Consider the following 15,624-nt stretch of genomic DNA (forward strand, 5'->3'; position numbering starts at 1 on the left):
GTGCCCGGATCAGGCTCCGGTCCGGGCGAGCTGACCGGAGGGGAGCGGGACCGGGACCGACGCCACCGCCTGGCGCAGCACGTCGGCGGCGGTCACCCCGCGCACCTGGGCGTCGGGGGAGAGCAGGATCCGGTGTGCGAAGACCGGTTCGACCAGCGCTTTCAGGTCCTCCGGTTGGATCCAGGCCCGGCCGTCGATGAGCGCGTACGCGCACGCCGCGCGGGTCAGCGCGATCACCCCACGCGGGCTCACCCCGACCCGGACCTGCGCGTGGCTGCGCGTCGCGGCGGCCAACCGGACCGCGTACGCGTAGAGCGGGTCGGCGATGTGCACCCGTTGCGCCATCCGCACCATCTCGCCGACGGTGGCGGTGTCGGTGACCGGTTCGAGCGCCTCCGGGGAGCGGACCGTCGCGCCGCGCAGGACCTCGATCTCCACCGCCTCGTCCGGGTACCCGATCGTCAGCTTCACCAGGAACCGGTCGAGCTGCGCCTCCGGCAGCCGGTAGGTGCCGTCCATCTCGACCGGGTTCTGGGTCGCCACGACGAGGAACGGCTGCGGAACCGGGTGCCGTACGCCGTCGACGGTGACGGTCCGCTCCTCCATCACCTCCAGCAGCGCCGACTGGGTCTTCGGCGACGCCCGGTTGATCTCGTCGGCGATGACGATGTTCGCGAACACCGGTCCGGGATGGAACTCGAAACCACGGGTGGCCTGGTTGAAGATCGTCACCCCGGACACGTCGGACGGGAGCAGGTCCGGGGTGAACTGGATCCGCCGCCACTGCCCCCGTACGGTCGCCGCGATCGCCCGGGCCAGGGTCGTCTTACCCACCCCCGGTACGTCCTCCAGCAGCACGTGACCCTGCGCGAAGAGCGCGGTCAGGGCCAGCCGGACCACCTCCGGTTTGCCGAGCACCACCGAACTGACGGCGTCGGCGAGCCGGGCGGCCAACGCGGCGAAGCCCTGGACGTGCTGCGGGCTGAGCGGCTCGTGGCTGTTCATCGGCGGACGGTGCTCCTCGCGCGGTCGGTCCGGTTCGGTGGCGGTCGGATCTTCGGCGGCCGGTTGGCCGTTCAGCAGTTCGGCAGCACGTTGATGTTGTCGCCGCCCTCCAGGTTCAGCCATGCCCACGGGATGTAGTTGCGCCCCTCGTAATTCACCTGCACCCACCAGGTGCTGCGCTTGCGGCTGTTGTAGATGTACGAGTCGACGTCCTCGCCCTGCACCTTGCAGTACGCCTGCAGCCGGGTGCCGGGCTCCGCCCACCCGGCCTGCTGCGCGTTCTCCTGCCGGGGCACCCGGAAGATCTCGTTGCCGTTGCGGCCGTCCCGCTCCCGGTCACAGTAGGTCGCGGTGTCGCCGTTCTGCCCGTTGTTGCAGGTCGCGATCCCGAACTGGTCGTTGGTCTTTCGTGAGCCGGTGGCCGTGCCGGGACCCGCGGCGTTGTTCGCGGTGACGGTGAAGTCGTAGTCCGTGCCGGGCATCAGCCCGGTGACCCGGATGCTGGAGCAGGCACCGGCGACCGCCGGCCGCCCGGTCAGCGTCACCGAGCAGGTGGCCTGACCACCACCGGCGTCCACGGTGAAGTTGACCGTGACCGAGGTGACGTCGGCGGTGCTGCCGGTCACCGTCACCCGTGGCGGCGCCACCGTACGGGCCGTGTCAGTCGCGTCGGCGCCGGCACCGGCCTCGTTCACCGCGTGCACCTTGATGGTGATCGTCTGGGCGTCGCCGAGCCCGGTCAACTTCACCCTGGGCTCGGTCACCTCGGTGGTCTTGCCGCCGGCCGTGACCACGTACTTCGTCACCGGTCGGCCGTTGTCGCGGGCGTCGGCCCAGACCACCGAGATCGCACCGGCCTCGCCGGCCACCGTGGTCGCGGCGAGATTCGTCGGGGCGTCCGGCTTGGCGAACGGAACCACCGAGTTGCTCACCGGCGACGGGGTCGAACCCGCCCCCTTCTCGTTGACCGCGACGACCTGGAACGCGTACTGGGTGCCGTAGTCGAGTTCACCGGCCGGGATGACCAGCTCGGTCTTGGTCGACTCACCGGCCAGGGAGGTGGCGCCGGCGGAGATCGCGGTCACCGCGTACCGCCCGATCTTGTAACCCTGGCCGTTCGCCGCCGGCCACGACACCAGGACCGTCCCGTCCGGACGTTCCTGCGCGGTCACCCCCGCCGGCGGATCCGGCACCTCGGACGTCGGCACCACGGCGTTACTGGTCTTCGCCGGCCCGGTGCCCTTCGCGTTCACCGCCCGGACCGAGAACCGGTACGACTCCCCGTTGGTCAGGCCGGTGACCTCCAACGAGCGCTGGTTCGCACCGACCTCGAACTCCTTGCCCGCACCCTCCACCACGTACCGGGTGATCGCCGAACCGTTGGCCGGCGCCGCCCGCCAACTGACCCGGGCCTGCGCGTTCCCGGCCGCGGCGGTCACGTTCCTCGGCGCACCCGGCTTACCGACCAGCGGCTTCACCGGCGGGGCGGGCGGCGGGGCGACCGGCGGCGGATCCCCACCGAGAATGTCGTTCGCGTACTTGTTCACCGGTCGGGTCGCGTTCTTGTCGTCGACCACCTGCGCGTACGCCGAACTCGGCGCGTTGATGAACAGGTGGTTCTCCCGAACCTCCAGCTCCAACGGCCCGGTCGCCTCGGCGACCTTGATCGTGTCGACGATCTTGCCGGCCGAGTCGAACGAGTAGACCGTCCCGGTCTGGGCGTCGGCGCAGTAGAACCGGCCCGCCCAGGCGACCGCCGGGGTCAGCGGACCCGCACCGGGAACCGCGAAGTGCTGCTGCACCGCGTTGTCACCGACGACGTAGACGTTCCGGTCGTCCGGGACCGTCACCGCCACCCGGTCACCGGTCGACCGCACCGGCAGCAGGCCCGGCCCGCTCGTGTCGAGCTTGACCGTACGCGGCTGCTCCTCGCCCCGCACCGTGGTCAGCACACCCGCCGTCCGGTCCAGTACGGCCACCCCGTCGTCCAGGGTGGAAAGGGCAAGATCGTGACTCGGTTCGGCGACCGTGAGGCTCCGTACCTCCTTCGGGCTCAACCCGGCACCGTCCCCACCACCGGGGGAGGCCCCCGCCGACGGCACCGCAGCCGGCGTGATCGCCGAGATCGTGCCCTCGCTCGGCACCCCGATCCAGAGCCGGCCCTTGCCGTCGAAGGCACCCCCGGTGATTCCCGGCAGGAAACGCAGCTGCTCGCCGATCGGCGCCAGCGACCGGGGGTCGAGTTGGCGCACGATGCCCTGGACCGCGTCCACCACGAACGCCGAGTCCTCGTGCAGCGCGACGTTGACCCCGAGCCCGGAGGTGGTCTGCGTCCGGGCGACAACCTGGAGCGTCGCAAGATCGAGAGAGCTGATCTGACCGGTGGTGAGATCGCGCAGCACCAGCATCCGGTCGGTCTGGGTCACCTGCATCGGGTGGCTGCGCCCCTGCGGCAACTGCATCCGGGTGTCCACCCGCGCGGTGATCCCGTTGACCCGGGCCAACTCGCTGCGCGCCGTGCTCCACAACCAGGAACTGGCGTCGTAGCTGGCGACCGCGTTGTCCGCCGCGCCGAGCCCGAGCACGGTCAACCCCATCGCCGCGACCAGTGCCCCCACGACGCCGATGGTGACGAGGCCACCGCGCATCCGGGACCGCCGGACCGGCGCCGGGCCGGACATCGACGGGTCGCTGCCGCCGGGCTCGTTGGTGCTCATGGTGCCGTTGTCTGTGGTGACCACAGCCGGCCGCCTCTCACCTGATCGCGGCCGGATCCGACCGCGCGCCTCCCAGAAACCGGGTGCCATCATATGGCCTGGTCAATCCGGGTGGGAACCCGCCGGGTAGGTCTGTGGACACAGCCGGTGCCGACAGTGGACCCCACCGGCGGACCTAACCGCGCTTGGTGCACACCTGCTGAGAGGTGGCAACAACCTCGGTCGAGTAGACGGCGACCACGGTGAAGCAGTAGTCGACCGTCGCGCTCAACCCATTGACCGTGTGCTTCGTACTGCCGGGCTTGAGGGTCGCCATCGGACCGAGCTGCTGCCCGCTCCGGGCGCCCGCCACGATGAAGGACACCGTACCGCCGCTCGAGTCGACCCAGGTGATCGTGATCGCCGTACCCTCGTCGCGCAGGGCAAGGTCCGTCGGCGGACTTCCGCCGGCACCCGAATCCGGGTCGGCCCCCGCACTCTGTTCGGCGTCCGGCCCGGCCGGCGGCCCGTTGTTCGTAGCCGGCGCGTTCAGCAGGGTGACGACCACCACCACGATCGCGGCCAGCACCGCCACGGCCGCCGCGATCCCGGCCGCGATCACCGCGCCGTGACCCCGGCTCGCCGGGCCCGGCGCCGGCGCCGCCGGTGTCGATGTCGTGATCACCTGGTACGGCGGCAGCTGCGGCGCCGACACCGAGCGGGTTGCCTCCGGGTCCGATACCGGCCACCCCCGTTGCACCGGTACGGCCCGGGTCGGAGCCCCGTCAACGACATCGGTGTACGTCACCTGGAGCGCGGGCCCGCCGGTGGACGGGTCCGGCCGCGTCGGTACCGGCTGTGCCGGTATCCGTTGTGTCGCCGTCGGTTGTGTCGGCGTCGATTGTGTTGGTGTCGGTTGTGTTGGTGTCGGTTGTGTTGGTGTCGGTTGTACCGGCCGCGGTTGTACCGGCTTCGGCTGGATCGGTGCCGGCTCCACCCGCTGCCCCGGCAGGTCCGGCGCGGTCCGGGACGGGGACGAGGTGAACCGCGGTGTTGCCTGTGGCGGGGCTGCCTGTGGCGGGGCTGCCTGTGGCGGGGCTGCCTGTGATGGGGCGGCCGAGGTCGGCCATGCCGCTACAGGAGGGTGCGGGGTGGTGGTCCCGTCGACCGGTGGCGGCACGGGCACCGGTGCGTTCGGCACGGTGCCCCCGGCGCCGCCGACCGCTGACGGAGTTGCCGCTGCCCCGGTCCCGCTCGAGGCGAAGGTCGACGGACCTGCCGCTGTCCCGGTCCCGCTCGCGGCGAAGGTCGAGGGACCTGCCGCTGTCCCGGTCCTGCTCGCGGGGAAGGTGACGGTGGCCGGTTCCGGAACCGCGCCGGTGCCACCGGGCGAGGGCGACTCGCCGAGGTACTCGCGCGCTGCCCGTACCGTCCAGTGGTCGACACCGAGCGCCGCGGGCCCGGCGGTGGCAACCCGGGTGAAGTTGCGGCGGGCCTCGTGCCGGTTGCCCAGTTCCTCGGCGACCGTGCCAAGATCGAAGGAGATCGCCAGGAGCAGCGGATCGCCGTCGCCCCAACGCCGCAGACCGGCGGCGAGCGCCTCCTCCAGCACCCGCCGGGCAGCAGCCGGATCATCGGCCTGTACGTGCAGCCGGGCCAGCAGATGTCCGGTCGCCAGCACCTCCCGGTCATCCTCCCCGTACGCCGGCCGGCCCGCCTCGATCGCCTGGGCGAGCAGTCGGCGGGCGCCGGGGGAGTCACCGGCGTCGGCGAGCGCCTGCGCGTTGCGTCGGACGGCGGGCAGGGGAGGCGGCTGGGACACGTTCGTCATCGTGCCCGTCGGACCCGTCGGCACGCCACCCGGCCCGGTCCGGTTCCGCCCCGATCCGGTCGATCAGGGCACTTCTAGGGTGTCGGGTTCTGGACATCCTGCCGGCTTTCGGACATCCTGCCGGCTTTCGGAAAACCTGCCGGGCTCCGGCAAGTTCTCGGGTCCGGGTGGCGGACCAGGCGGTCGGGGACCCTAGGGCAGTGCGGCGGTGACGTCGAGTTCCACCAGTTGGTCCGTGAAGCCCAGCTGGGCCACCCCGAGCAGGGTGCTGGCGCTGGCGAACGCGGCGGCCAGCGGCGACTCCCGCAGACGCGACCAGACTCCACCGAGCACCGAGCGATCGTCACTGACCACGTAAATCACCGTCCGTACGACATCCTCGGGTCCGGCACCGATCGAGGCCAGTACGGCCATCGTGTTCGCCACCACCTGGTCGACCTGGGCACCGACGTCTCCCGGACCCACCAACGCCCCGGTCGAATCGAGCGGGCACTGCCCGGCGAGATAGGCCGTACGCCCAGCGGACACCACGGTCACGTGGTGGTACCCCGGAGTCCCGTGCAACCCCACCGGGTTCGTACGCGTGATCGTCATCGCGCCATGGTGCGCGGGAGTGGTGCCGGGGGCCACGGAATTTTTGCTTGATCGGATGTTTGGCCTGGTCAGCAGGGTGGGCGAGAGGCGTTGTGCATGATCCACGCCTGCCGTGTACAGTAATCCACCGTGCGGCCCGCCAGGCAGCTCACGGACGGTCTGACCGTTCCAAGGTCAACGGCGGGAAACGTATGTAAGTCCGGGTGGCGGAATGGCAGACGCGCTAGCTTGAGGTGCTAGTGCCCGTATAGGGCGTGGGGGTTCAAGTCCCCCCTCGGACACAAACTAGTACATGATCCATCAGGGTTGGCCTCCGCTTCGATGATGCGGAGGCCTGGTTTGTATGTGAGCTTGAGTCCGAGTTGCTGGTAGACCTGGGCCTTGTCGGCGCGGTCGGCGGTGCGCAGGATGTTGGCGATGCCGGAGAGTGCCTCGACCATGGTGTCGATCTCGTCGGGGGTCATGGTGCGGCGGCCGGTGAGTTGGCGTAGCTCGGCCTCGACGGTGGCCTTTTCTGCCTGGACTTGGGTGGTCCATTGCTGGACGAGTGTGGGGTCGGTGCCTGCTTCCAGTGCGGCTCGGTAGCGGTCGAGCTTGGTCTGGCAGATGGTGATCTTTTCGCGGGCGGCGGCGATGCGCTGCTGGTCGGCGTCGTTGTGCTGGGCGTCGGCGATGGCTTGCAGGGTGACCTGGAGGTTGGCTGGTCTGAATGCCCGACTGATCCACGGGTCGATCTGTTCGATGATTTTGTCCTCGCGGACGTAGAGGCTGCGGGGGTGGGCGATGCTGTTGGCGTCGGTGTATTCGGCGGCGTAGGTGCACCGGTAGTGGTTGCGGTTGTTGTTGAAGCTGCCGACCATCCGTCGTTCGCACAGCCCGCAGAACAACAGGCCGGACAGGGCGTAGCCACGCTTGCTCGCACGTGGCTTGGACTTGACGCCCGGCCGGCGTGCTCCCGCCGCGATCTGGGCCTGGACCTGCTCAAACGTGTCGTCGTCGATGAGGGGATCGTGCACGAGTGCGGCGGAGTAGATCCATTCGCGGGCGGGGTTCCAGCGCATCTTCGTTTCGTGGCCGAGGGCGACGTCTTCGATGTCGATGAGGATCTCGGCTTTACGTTGCCGGTTCCATACCTGCCGGCCGGTGTACCGGCGGTTTAGCAGGATCACGCGTACGGCGCTCTTGGCCCAGGCGTTGCCGTGTCGGTGGGGGTTGCGTCGCGGGTCGGCCGCAGACGGGGACGGGATGCCGTCGCGGGTGAGTCCTTCGGCGATGGCGTAGATGCCCGAGCCGGCGAGGAACTCGCGGTAGATCCGGGCGACGACAGGTGCGGTGAGCGGGTCGGGCTCGAGGCGGTGCAGTCGTCGGCCGTCGGCCGCCTTGCTCGGGTTCGGGTGCGGTCCAGCGTCAGCGAGCCGATAACCATATGGGGGACGACCGCCGAGGAATCTACCCTCGGTGGCGGCCTGGGCGGCCATCGCCGAGCGGACTCGGATCTTGATCCGGTTCCGTTCGCCTTTGCTCATTCCGCCGTAGAGCGACATAACTAGGTCGTGGGCGTCGCTGCCCGGGTCGACCGCGCCGCCGACTTCGGGAATCCACAGCTGGACGCCGAAGTGTTCGAACAGCGGGAAGGTAAGTCCGAACTGGTTGCCGTAGAAGGCGCGCTGTGGCTCGCCGATAACGACGCCGTCGAAGCCCCGACGCGGATTGCGCAGCGCGGTAAGTAGGTCCGCCGCCCGTGGTCGTCGTTTCCATGGCAGGGACCGGGAGGTGCCAATGTCGAAGTATTCCGTGATGATCGTGTGCCCGGCAGCTTCAATGAGGCTGCGGGCGCGGGCGATTTGCCAGTTGCGGGATGCTTCGGGGTCCTGATTGTCCTCGGTGGACACGCGTCCGTAGAAGGCAAATTTCATCCTGTGCTCCTGGATGGTGGGGGTTGCTGGCCGCCGGCCTGGTGGCGTGCGGCGTTGAGGATCAGTCGAAGCAGTGCCGCGGCTGTGCCTGGTGTGATCACGGGGTCGTGATCGGGTAGCTCGACCCGGAGTTCACGTCTTTGTGGCGGGTACGAAGCCGCGGCAGCGTAGTTTGACTCACCCGGCGACGGCAAGGCCGATGTCTTTGTGTCTTCGGTGGATAGTTGCGCGTCGTGATCAGTGCGATGCGCGCCGTGCGACTGCTTCCGGTGGTAGGCCTCACCGACGTGGGTGTCGTCGAGTCCGTCGCGTTTCGGGTGGGCGGTGTTGGTTGAGTCGTCGCGGCTCGTAGCCGGGTTGAGATGGGATTCGGGCATCGGTGGGTGGCTCCCGCGCCGTCGCGGGCCGTGTTCGCATCAACCAAATGCCCAACAGACGGCTGCGGCGCGTCGCCAGGGCCCGAAAGGCAACCCAACAGGTACCCAACAGGGCGGCACATGCCGGGCGGTATGGGGAGTTGGGTCTCCCCCGGAGGGTGGGGGAGACCCAGCTCCCCAACTGTCGGTAGCCGGGTTTGCGCTTCAGCTCAGGATGATCAGCCTCGGATCGAAGGCGGGCTGTTCGACAAGACGGAGGTAGTCGGGTGGGAGCAGGTGCCGTTGGACCGGTGGCAGACCGCAGTCCTGGGGGAGCAGCGCGGACAAGCCCGCGCGCAGGCAGTAGGTTGCTGCCGCCGCACTCAAATGGTCCGGCCCGGTGAGAAGCAGTCGACTCAGGTCGGTACTGGTCAGACCGTCGGGTGGGTCGCCGATCCTACGGCGATTATCCATCTCCCGAGCGTTCTGCCACAGGGCAGGATCGTCGATGCGCTGGATGAACGTCCTCACCACCTGTGGCCACCCGTTCGCTAACCACCAACGCCAGTTGAAGGTCGAACCGCGACAGGCAAGGAGGGTGAGGACGTCGGCCGCACCGTTTCTTGCCACCGTGTCGGTCCAGCCCTTGCAACATGCCTCGACGTGGGCCTGATACTTGGAGAGTTCCTGCTTGTTGGGAGCGAGGTCGAGCAACCTGCGCCCGTCCGGAAGCACGCGGTCAGGATCCGTCAGGACTTGGGAGACTTGGCTGAAGAGGTCCCCTTGTGCGCGCGAGTGGTCGACTAGGACGCTACGGACTAGTCGAGTGGCCGCTGCGTTCGCGCGCATCATGTCTCCGTCAGCAATGCGCCGAAATCGGACCGAATGCCAGTCCTCGACTGGACCGTCGCGCCACGCCATGCGGGTCACTGCGATGGCAGCCAGAGCATTGACCCGCTCGTCGTCATCTGGATCGAAGTCAAGTTGCGCACATGCGCGTCGCAGCAAAGCCTGATCCACGTTAGCCGCCTCCCCGGACGGGTTCAGATGCCTTGCCGGGGTCAAACCGATCCTCTGACTGATCGTTACCTGGCTACCAGCGTCGCAGGTTCGAATCCTGCCCAGGGCTCGAACCTGCGACACCCGGGTGACGAACAGCGGTTGTGGAGGCCGAGCCCGGGGACAAGATGCCCACGCCCCGGCATCTCCACCCGTCCGCGTGGCTGAATCGGGCGGAGAGATGCTCGGCGAGCGACGCCGGCAAACACTGCCTTGGCGTAGGTTGTGGCGTGAGCGTGACGTCGGCCGACAGCGACGCCAGTGGTTTGGTCCCCTCAATTGCCTCCGGCAGGAGCTGATTGACACCTGCCGGCTACCGGGTGTCGGCTCCGCCTGAAAACTGACCATGTGGTTCCGGCTGAATCGGGACCACCTCCTGAAGCATCGGGAGGGGGAGTGTGTCGATTTCGGCTCTGTCTCGCATTCGGTGGTGGCGGAGGGTGCTGGTCAGCCGAGCAGGATGCGGTGTCGTAGGAGGGCGAAGCCCGCTCGTCCATACATTTGCCGCTTGATGAGTTTGGTTTTGGTGTTGACGCCTTCGGTGTCGCCGTTGTGGAAGGGGTAGGTCAGTGCGGCGTTGACGGCGTGGCGGTCGAGGTTGAGGCCGCGGGTGAAGGTGTGTAGGTGGGGCAGGTCGATGGTCTTGACCTCGGTGATCCACGATTCGAGACGGTCGTCATTGCCTTGCGCGGGAGTGAGGAGCGCGGCGAAGGAGCTGATGAAGCCGGTCAGTGCGGTCATCTGGGGGCAGGTAGCGGTGAGGGTGTCGACGAGTGTCCGTTGAGGGTCTTTGAGCTGTTCGGGTGGGGTCAGGAGGTAGCGGGTCAGGCGCCGGGGTGACAGCGCCGGGCGGTCGGCTTCGACGCGGCCTTGGGTGATGTAGCGGTAGAGCAGGTTGAGGGTGCCGGTGTAACCCAGTTCCCTGATTTCGGCGAGGAGTTGGGTGGCGCCAACGGCGGGGTCTTGTTCCCGGCGGCGGCGTAGGTGGACGCGGTAGGGGTCGACGAGGGTGGGCCGGTACTGCGGTGCGCGGATGAGGCGTTCGGGTTCGCTGATTCGGGCGTAGCGTTTGACGGTGTTGAGGCCGAGGTTGAGACGGCGGGCGCATTCCAGCAGGCCGACGCCTTTGTTGAGCAGGTCGTGGACCTGTTGCCACCGCTGCCGGGTGGTCACGGCCCGTTTGCCCTCCTGCAGCGGCGGGCCTGCTTTGGCCCAGCACGAGCTGTGCGCGGTGACCTCTTTGCGGACGGCCTCGGCGAGGTTGTGCCATAGGTGCCAGCGGTCCGCGACGTGCAACGCGCCGGGCAGGGCGCGGCGGACCGCTTCGGCGTAGGCGCCGGAGGAGTCCCGGCATACCACCTCGACGCCGGGATGCTCACGCAGCCACGTTTCCAACGTGTTGGCCTTGCGGTCGGGCAGCACATCGATGCGCTCGCGAGTGACCGCGTCGATCAGGACGGTGGCGTAACGCTGACGTCGGCGCAACGCGAAGTCGTCAACCCCGAGCACGCGGGGCACACGCTGCTCGGGCAACGGTATACGCAGCAGTGTCCGCAGGGCGGTGTGCCGGGACATGACGACCGCCGCCAGGGCCGACAACAACCGAGCGCCCGCGCGGCCGGCCAGCTGACGCACGACCGCGGCGACGTGACCGATCAACCGGGATGTCCGACGCTGATAACGCTCCAGAACTCCCGGAAGCTGTTCCCGGAACGTCTGACGGGGATCGCCTCGTTGAACCCATCCAACCGCCGGGCGTGCTTCGGGACGATCCGCGGGGTGAACGACCCCGCCCGATCCCGAGGAACCTGAATACGCACCGGCCCGACCTCGGTCTGCACCGTCTTTGCTCCATGACCGTTACGGATGTTGACCCGCCGACCGGACTCCTCATCGACACCAGCCTCGTCGAGATGGGCGTCGAGTTCGGCGTCCAGGGCCGACTCGAGCACGGTGCGGGTGATCCCGGCCAGTAGCCCGCCCGGACCGACCAACGACACTCCGTCGGCCTTGGCCCGCTCGACCAACTGCTGGGCGCACTCCAACTCCGCCGGTGTCGCCTGCGGAACCTGAATAGCTGTCTTCTTGTCTGCCATGACGTGGTCCTTCCCGGACAGGATCGACGTCCTGTCCAACGGACCACACCCAGGTCAAACACGGAAATCTACGCAGTCCCAGGCGGCTAGCTCAAGGCTGGGTTTTTGGATGACGCAGGGAGTGCAGCATGATGACGGCTGCTGTGGTCGCGTCCTGCTGGGCTGTCAGGTCGCTGCGGAGATCGCTCTCATCGTATGCGTTGTCGCCCATCGTGCTGATCACGGGAACCCAATCACCTGGGCCTGCCCCGTTTTGACGGACATCCGAGATCAGGGGACCTGGGGTCTCCGGGAGGATGTCCAGCATCATGGAGAGCATGGGAAAGAAGCGGCCGCGGCCTCGGCGTTCGTTCACGCCGGAGTTCAAGGCCGAGATCGTCGAGTTGTGTCAGCGTGGTGACCGCACGCTCCGGCAGGTCAGCCAGGACTTCGACCTGACCGAGACGGCAGTGCGTGAGTGGGTCAAGCAGGCCGAACTCGACACCGGCGTCCGCGCCGATGGGCTGACCACCGACGAACGGGCCGAACTCGCACAGCTGCGCAAAGAGAACCGCAGGCTGCGCGAAGACGTCGATGTGCTCAAACGGGCAACGGCTTTCTTCGCGAAGGAGACCCGGTGAACGTCTTCCCGTTCATCGCCGCGGAGCAGGCCGGCAAGCACAACGTTAAACGTGCCTGCGAACTGCTCGAGGTCTCCCGATCCGCCTACTACCAGCAGAAAACCGGCACCCAGTCGCAGCGCGAGCGGGTCGATGCCCGGCTCACCGACAAGATCACCGTGCTGCACGAACGGTCCAAGGGCACCTACGGGGCGCCGCGGATCCACGCTGACCTCACCGAACAGGGGCTACGGCACGGCCGCAAACGCGTCGCCCGGCTGATGCGCATCGCCGGACTCGCCGGCAAGAGCCCACGCCGCTGGCGCACGACCACAATCCCGGATCCGGCCGCCGGGCTCCGACCTGACCTGGTCGGCCGCGATTTCCGTGTTGATCCTGGCGTAATCGATACCCGCTGGTGCGGCGACATCACCTACATCAACACGTGGCAGGGCTGGCTCTACCTGGCCACTGTCATCGATCTCGCATCACGCCGGGTCGTCGGCTGGGCCGTGGCCGACAACCTCAAGACCGACCTGGTCGACGCCGCCCTCGCCGACGCTGTCGCACGCCGCCGACCCGAGCCCGGGCTGGTGTTTCATTCCGACCGTGGCACGCAATACGTCAGCGCCCAGCACACCCGCCTGGCACACCGTCACGACATCCGCCTGTCCGTCGGCCGGCGCGGACAGTGCTGGGACAACGCAGTCGCCGAGTCGTTCTTCGCCACCATCAAAACCGAACTCCTGCACCGCCAGGCCTGGCCCACCCACCAAGCCGCCCGCCAGGCCATATTCGAATACATCGAGGGCTGGTACAACACCCGCCGCCGACACTCAACCCTCGGCTACCTCAGCCCTGCGGCCTTCGAGACCACCAGCTCACAACCGCTACCGATCGACCGAGCCGCCTAACTAAGATCAACACAACGACCCTGTCCGTCGAAACGGGTCAAGCCCAACCACCATCGCCGGTTGCATATTCGCGCCAAACTGATCCGATTTGAACGGTGGTGTGAACGGCGTGGTTGCGGCGGGTAACGGCGAGATCGATTAAGTCCAACGTTTCAGTCCAGTCGCCCACGCTTTCTCGAGCTAGTCGCCTACGGATCATCTGTGCTAGTTGACCTCCGGTTGCCTTCTTGAGATCGGTCAGGGGATCCAGGTGCCTCGCGATTGCCCCCAGCGCAGCCTCTGTCTCCGCGCCCTGAGCCATCACCAGGCCGCGCAACCTATGCATGTCTCGTGCCTGGAAATCATCGTGCGGATCGTAGGCTGTGTCCGGATAGAGCTCGTTCCAGACGGTCTGCCAGGACAAAACACGCTCCCCAAACCTTGGCCCTTTTTTAGTCTCAGTCACTAGAGGAGTATCTCCTGTGGGGACAAGTAACTCTAGTCGCTATCGGCGTCGCCGTAGGGTGCATCGGTCCGTGGAAAGGGTGCTACGGACCTCCCGACGTCGACACAGCCCTGCTTTCGGGTGGGGCGCTCCAGGGGGACTAGGCCAAGACCCCAGGCCAGGGGGCATCCCAGCGTTGCGCCACCAGGTGCACAGCGTCGGAGCCCGCCAGTGCGGCTATGAAGGGGGCGGCGGCCTGCGTCCGGGGCGCCAATCAGACCCACCTCTGCCTGGGATCAAAGCAGGGTGAGCTGCTCTTGGTCGACTCCGGGTGGGCGTACCTGGTTGGGTTTTCGTGCCGCCCTAGCCGATTTACGCGGAGCTGTGCGGAGCTCGGGTCTTGCGCTGATCACGGTGAGTGTCTTGCGTGCGCGGGTGAGCGCCACGTAGAGGTTAGTGGGTTCGTGTTGGTCGGCGTCGAGCACTACGGCATGGTCGTATTCCAGGCCCTTGATCAGGGTGGGTCGGGAGAGTGTGTACCTGCTGGCTCGCCGTCCTGTCGCTCGGGTGCGATTGCGATGTTGGATCACCGACTCGGCGACGAGCTGACTGCCAGCGTCCGCCGTACGCAGGGCGCTTAGCACCGTGTACCAGGCGTCGTGGCGGTAGGTGGCACCGCCGGGGAGTTGGGCGATGCTGAGTAGCGCCTCCCGTACCGCGTCAGGTGAGGGGCCGGTGAGGAGGGCGGTCAGGGACTCCTGGACCTTTTCCGCGCCTGGTCGGCGTAGGCCGATCGCGAAGACGGTCATGGGACGTACGTCGATCCGGCACGCGGGAACTCCGACTACTTTGTCCAGGTTAGTTGGCTACCTCAGCGTCCCGCTGATGGATTGCCCGTGCGGGGTGGCGGGTGGTGGCATCGGTTTGACGTGTCCGAGCCGGCGAGCGGCGACGAGTCCTGCGTGCGAGTCGGCGACTCAGCTCGGATGGTTCATGGGGTGTCGATGACCGCCCTTCCCCCGGGGGTAGCTCGCTCACAACCTGCGATGAGCGTCCGCCCGTCTGTGACATTCAGGTGACGACGACGCGGCGCCAGCGCCTCGCCTATCCGGAGTCCGTGGGGCCAGTAGTGGCACGAGCACCCATCTCCGAGTTCGAACCGCGCGACGAGTTGGTTGTCAACGGTGAGGATGCAAGAGTCGGCCTCGGGTATGCGAGGTAGCCGCATGTTCCGGCCTTGACCAGGCTGGACTCATCTGCTCCCGAGGCGCGCGGATGGAGGCCGACGGGATGAGCTGGAGGTGCGGCGGGGCAGGGGCGGGGCGGCGGCGAGGGCAAACCCCACCGCCGCCCTAGGGTGAGGTGGGTCAGCGGCGACGGAGGGTCCGCCGGGACGACCCGGAGAACGACTCGGCAATCCTCGGCAGATCCTCATGACGTGCGCGGTGGACGATGTAGAGCCAGAACGCTGACCTGCCAGCTGCCGCCATGCCGAGAACAATGGCGAGCGGCGTTCCGATTTCGGGCAGCACCGATTTCCCCTCCTTTAGGGGCTCGGCGCGTTTCCCGAGAACAAGCTGGGCTGCTCTCCGCCCGTACACCGGAAGGCGCGCAACTGGATTACGCCAGGAAGTAAGACCGGGTACAGCTTAGCCGCTGAGGAAATGCTCTTGCCGATCCACGTCGACGCGTGCCCGACCCGTCTGTGTATTGCAATCTGCCTCTTACCACGCGCTTATGGGTGCGCCAGTTGTTCGGTGAGTATGCCGTGGGGTGCCTGTAGATGAGTTCGGCACCCCACGGTGGGGTCGTTCTTACCCGACTTTGGTTGTTGGATCGGTTACGCGATGTAGATGAGGAGCGAGGTCCAGCTCATCCAGCAGGTAGTCAAATTGCTGCTCTCTGACGCTTGTGGGTAGTTGGAATTGGCCTAGGCCTCGTCGTCGGCTGCGATGGCGTCGACGACCGGTGTTTCGGGGGTGCCGAAATCATAGCGCCGTATAAGATGGCGCACAAACACGCAGGTCATGACCTTTGGGGAGAGTTTCCATCATTCCGATGTGTCCGATTTATCAAGGCTTACGTCATAATTGGCATGACGCGCCTGGCGACCATGACCTCTGTCGATAGTTCG

General features: G+C 67.4%; 12 protein-coding genes, 1 tRNA gene and 1 pseudogene. 3 read left to right on the forward strand and 11 right to left on the reverse strand.

Going from position 1 to position 15,624, the window contains the following annotated elements; all coding sequences use genetic code 11:
* Positions 1-9: 9 nt before the first annotated feature.
* From OIE47_RS25955 to OIE47_RS25970, 4 genes are all read right to left on the reverse strand, one after another.
* Positions 10-1,005 carry an AAA family ATPase gene (locus OIE47_RS25955; protein WP_326557126.1) on the reverse strand — a complete coding sequence of 332 codons (996 nt, stop codon included), beginning with the start codon at positions 1,003-1,005 and terminating at the stop codon, positions 10-12.
* A gap of 71 nt (positions 1,006-1,076) precedes the next feature.
* A complete protein-coding gene (locus tag OIE47_RS25960) occupies positions 1,077-3,686 on the reverse strand; it encodes a fibronectin type III domain-containing protein (protein WP_326563251.1) in 2,610 nt (869 codons plus the stop codon).
* Between the two features lie 211 nt (positions 3,687-3,897).
* Positions 3,898-5,523 (reverse strand): tetratricopeptide repeat protein, encoded by a 1,626-nt coding sequence (locus OIE47_RS25965; RefSeq protein WP_326557127.1) that lies wholly within the window; start codon positions 5,521-5,523, stop codon positions 3,898-3,900.
* Between the two features lie 201 nt (positions 5,524-5,724).
* Complete coding sequence (locus OIE47_RS25970; RefSeq protein WP_326557128.1) at positions 5,725-6,126, reverse strand: RidA family protein; 402 nt, start codon at positions 6,124-6,126, stop codon at positions 5,725-5,727.
* Between the two features lie 197 nt (positions 6,127-6,323).
* On the opposite strand from OIE47_RS25970, the gene OIE47_RS25975 reads away from it, so the two are divergent.
* Positions 6,324-6,407: transfer RNA gene (locus OIE47_RS25975), tRNA-Leu, on the forward strand.
* On the opposite strand, the gene OIE47_RS25980 is transcribed toward OIE47_RS25975, so the two are convergent.
* The 5 genes and pseudogenes from OIE47_RS25980 to OIE47_RS26000 form a co-directional block, all read right to left on the reverse strand.
* Complete coding sequence (locus tag OIE47_RS25980) at positions 6,363-8,042, reverse strand: recombinase family protein (protein ID WP_326563252.1); 1,680 nt, start codon at positions 8,040-8,042, stop codon at positions 6,363-6,365. The genes OIE47_RS25975 and OIE47_RS25980 overlap by 45 nt on opposite strands.
* Before the next feature lie 581 nt (positions 8,043-8,623).
* The gene (locus OIE47_RS25985; RefSeq protein WP_326557129.1) at positions 8,624-9,418 is read right to left on the reverse strand and encodes a hypothetical protein; all 795 of its coding nucleotides are present in this window, start codon (positions 9,416-9,418) and stop codon (positions 8,624-8,626) included.
* A gap of 486 nt (positions 9,419-9,904) precedes the next feature.
* Positions 9,905-11,179, reverse strand: a pseudogene (locus tag OIE47_RS25990) (ISL3 family transposase); the annotation flags it as partial.
* Positions 11,113-11,553, reverse strand: a complete 441-nt coding sequence (locus tag OIE47_RS25995) for a transposase (RefSeq protein ID WP_326557130.1) — start codon at positions 11,551-11,553, stop codon at positions 11,113-11,115. The pseudogene OIE47_RS25990 and the gene OIE47_RS25995, both read right to left, overlap by 67 nt.
* Positions 11,554-11,644: 91 nt before the next feature.
* The gene (locus tag OIE47_RS26000) at positions 11,645-11,863 is read right to left on the reverse strand and encodes a hypothetical protein (RefSeq protein WP_326557131.1); all 219 of its coding nucleotides are present in this window, start codon (positions 11,861-11,863) and stop codon (positions 11,645-11,647) included.
* A gap of 7 nt (positions 11,864-11,870) precedes the next feature.
* On the opposite strand from OIE47_RS26000, the gene OIE47_RS26005 reads away from it, so the two are divergent.
* Both OIE47_RS26005 and OIE47_RS26010 read left to right on the forward strand, forming a co-directional pair.
* Positions 11,871-12,173 carry a transposase gene (locus tag OIE47_RS26005; protein WP_185755210.1) on the forward strand — a complete coding sequence of 101 codons (303 nt, stop codon included), beginning with the start codon at positions 11,871-11,873 and terminating at the stop codon, positions 12,171-12,173.
* Positions 12,170-13,066: an IS3 family transposase gene (locus tag OIE47_RS26010; RefSeq protein WP_326556611.1), complete on the forward strand. Its 897-nt coding sequence runs from the start codon at positions 12,170-12,172 to the stop codon at positions 13,064-13,066. Before OIE47_RS26005 ends, OIE47_RS26010 begins: the two co-directional genes overlap by 4 nt.
* A gap of 37 nt (positions 13,067-13,103) precedes the next feature.
* Here the strand turns inward: OIE47_RS26010 and OIE47_RS26015 are convergent, their stop codons facing one another.
* Positions 13,104-13,469 carry a hypothetical protein gene (locus OIE47_RS26015; protein ID WP_326557132.1) on the reverse strand — a complete coding sequence of 122 codons (366 nt, stop codon included), beginning with the start codon at positions 13,467-13,469 and terminating at the stop codon, positions 13,104-13,106.
* Between the two features lie 317 nt (positions 13,470-13,786).
* Complete coding sequence (locus OIE47_RS26020; protein WP_326557133.1) at positions 13,787-14,299, reverse strand: hypothetical protein; 513 nt, start codon at positions 14,297-14,299, stop codon at positions 13,787-13,789.
* Between the last annotated feature and the right edge of the window lie 1,325 nt (positions 14,300-15,624).

This window comes from Micromonospora sp. NBC_01796, assembly GCF_035917455.1.
GTDB lineage: Bacteria > Actinomycetota > Actinomycetes > Mycobacteriales > Micromonosporaceae > Micromonospora_G.

What these genes read in the sequence shown, in the direction of transcription:
- OIE47_RS25955 (WP_326557126.1), bottom strand. Translation starts at nt 1,005, where the DNA reads ATGAACAGCCACGAGCCGCTCAGCCCGCAGCACGTCCAGGGCTTCGCC.
- OIE47_RS25960 (WP_326563251.1), bottom strand. Translation starts at nt 3,686, where the DNA reads ATGTCCGGCCCGGCGCCGGTCCGGCGGTCCCGGATGCGCGGTGGCCTC.
- OIE47_RS25970 (WP_326557128.1), bottom strand. Translation starts at nt 6,126, where the DNA reads ATGACGATCACGCGTACGAACCCGGTGGGGTTGCACGGGACTCCGGGG.
- OIE47_RS25980 (WP_326563252.1), bottom strand. Translation starts at nt 8,042, where the DNA reads ATGAAATTTGCCTTCTACGGACGCGTGTCCACCGAGGACAATCAGGAC.
- OIE47_RS25995 (WP_326557130.1), bottom strand. Translation starts at nt 11,553, where the DNA reads ATGGCAGACAAGAAGACAGCTATTCAGGTTCCGCAGGCGACACCGGCG.
- OIE47_RS26000 (WP_326557131.1), bottom strand. Translation starts at nt 11,863, where the DNA reads ATGATGCTGGACATCCTCCCGGAGACCCCAGGTCCCCTGATCTCGGAT.
- OIE47_RS26005 (WP_185755210.1), top strand. Translation starts at nt 11,871, where the DNA reads ATGGGAAAGAAGCGGCCGCGGCCTCGGCGTTCGTTCACGCCGGAGTTC.
- OIE47_RS26020 (WP_326557133.1), bottom strand. Translation starts at nt 14,299, where the DNA reads ATGACCGTCTTCGCGATCGGCCTACGCCGACCAGGCGCGGAAAAGGTC.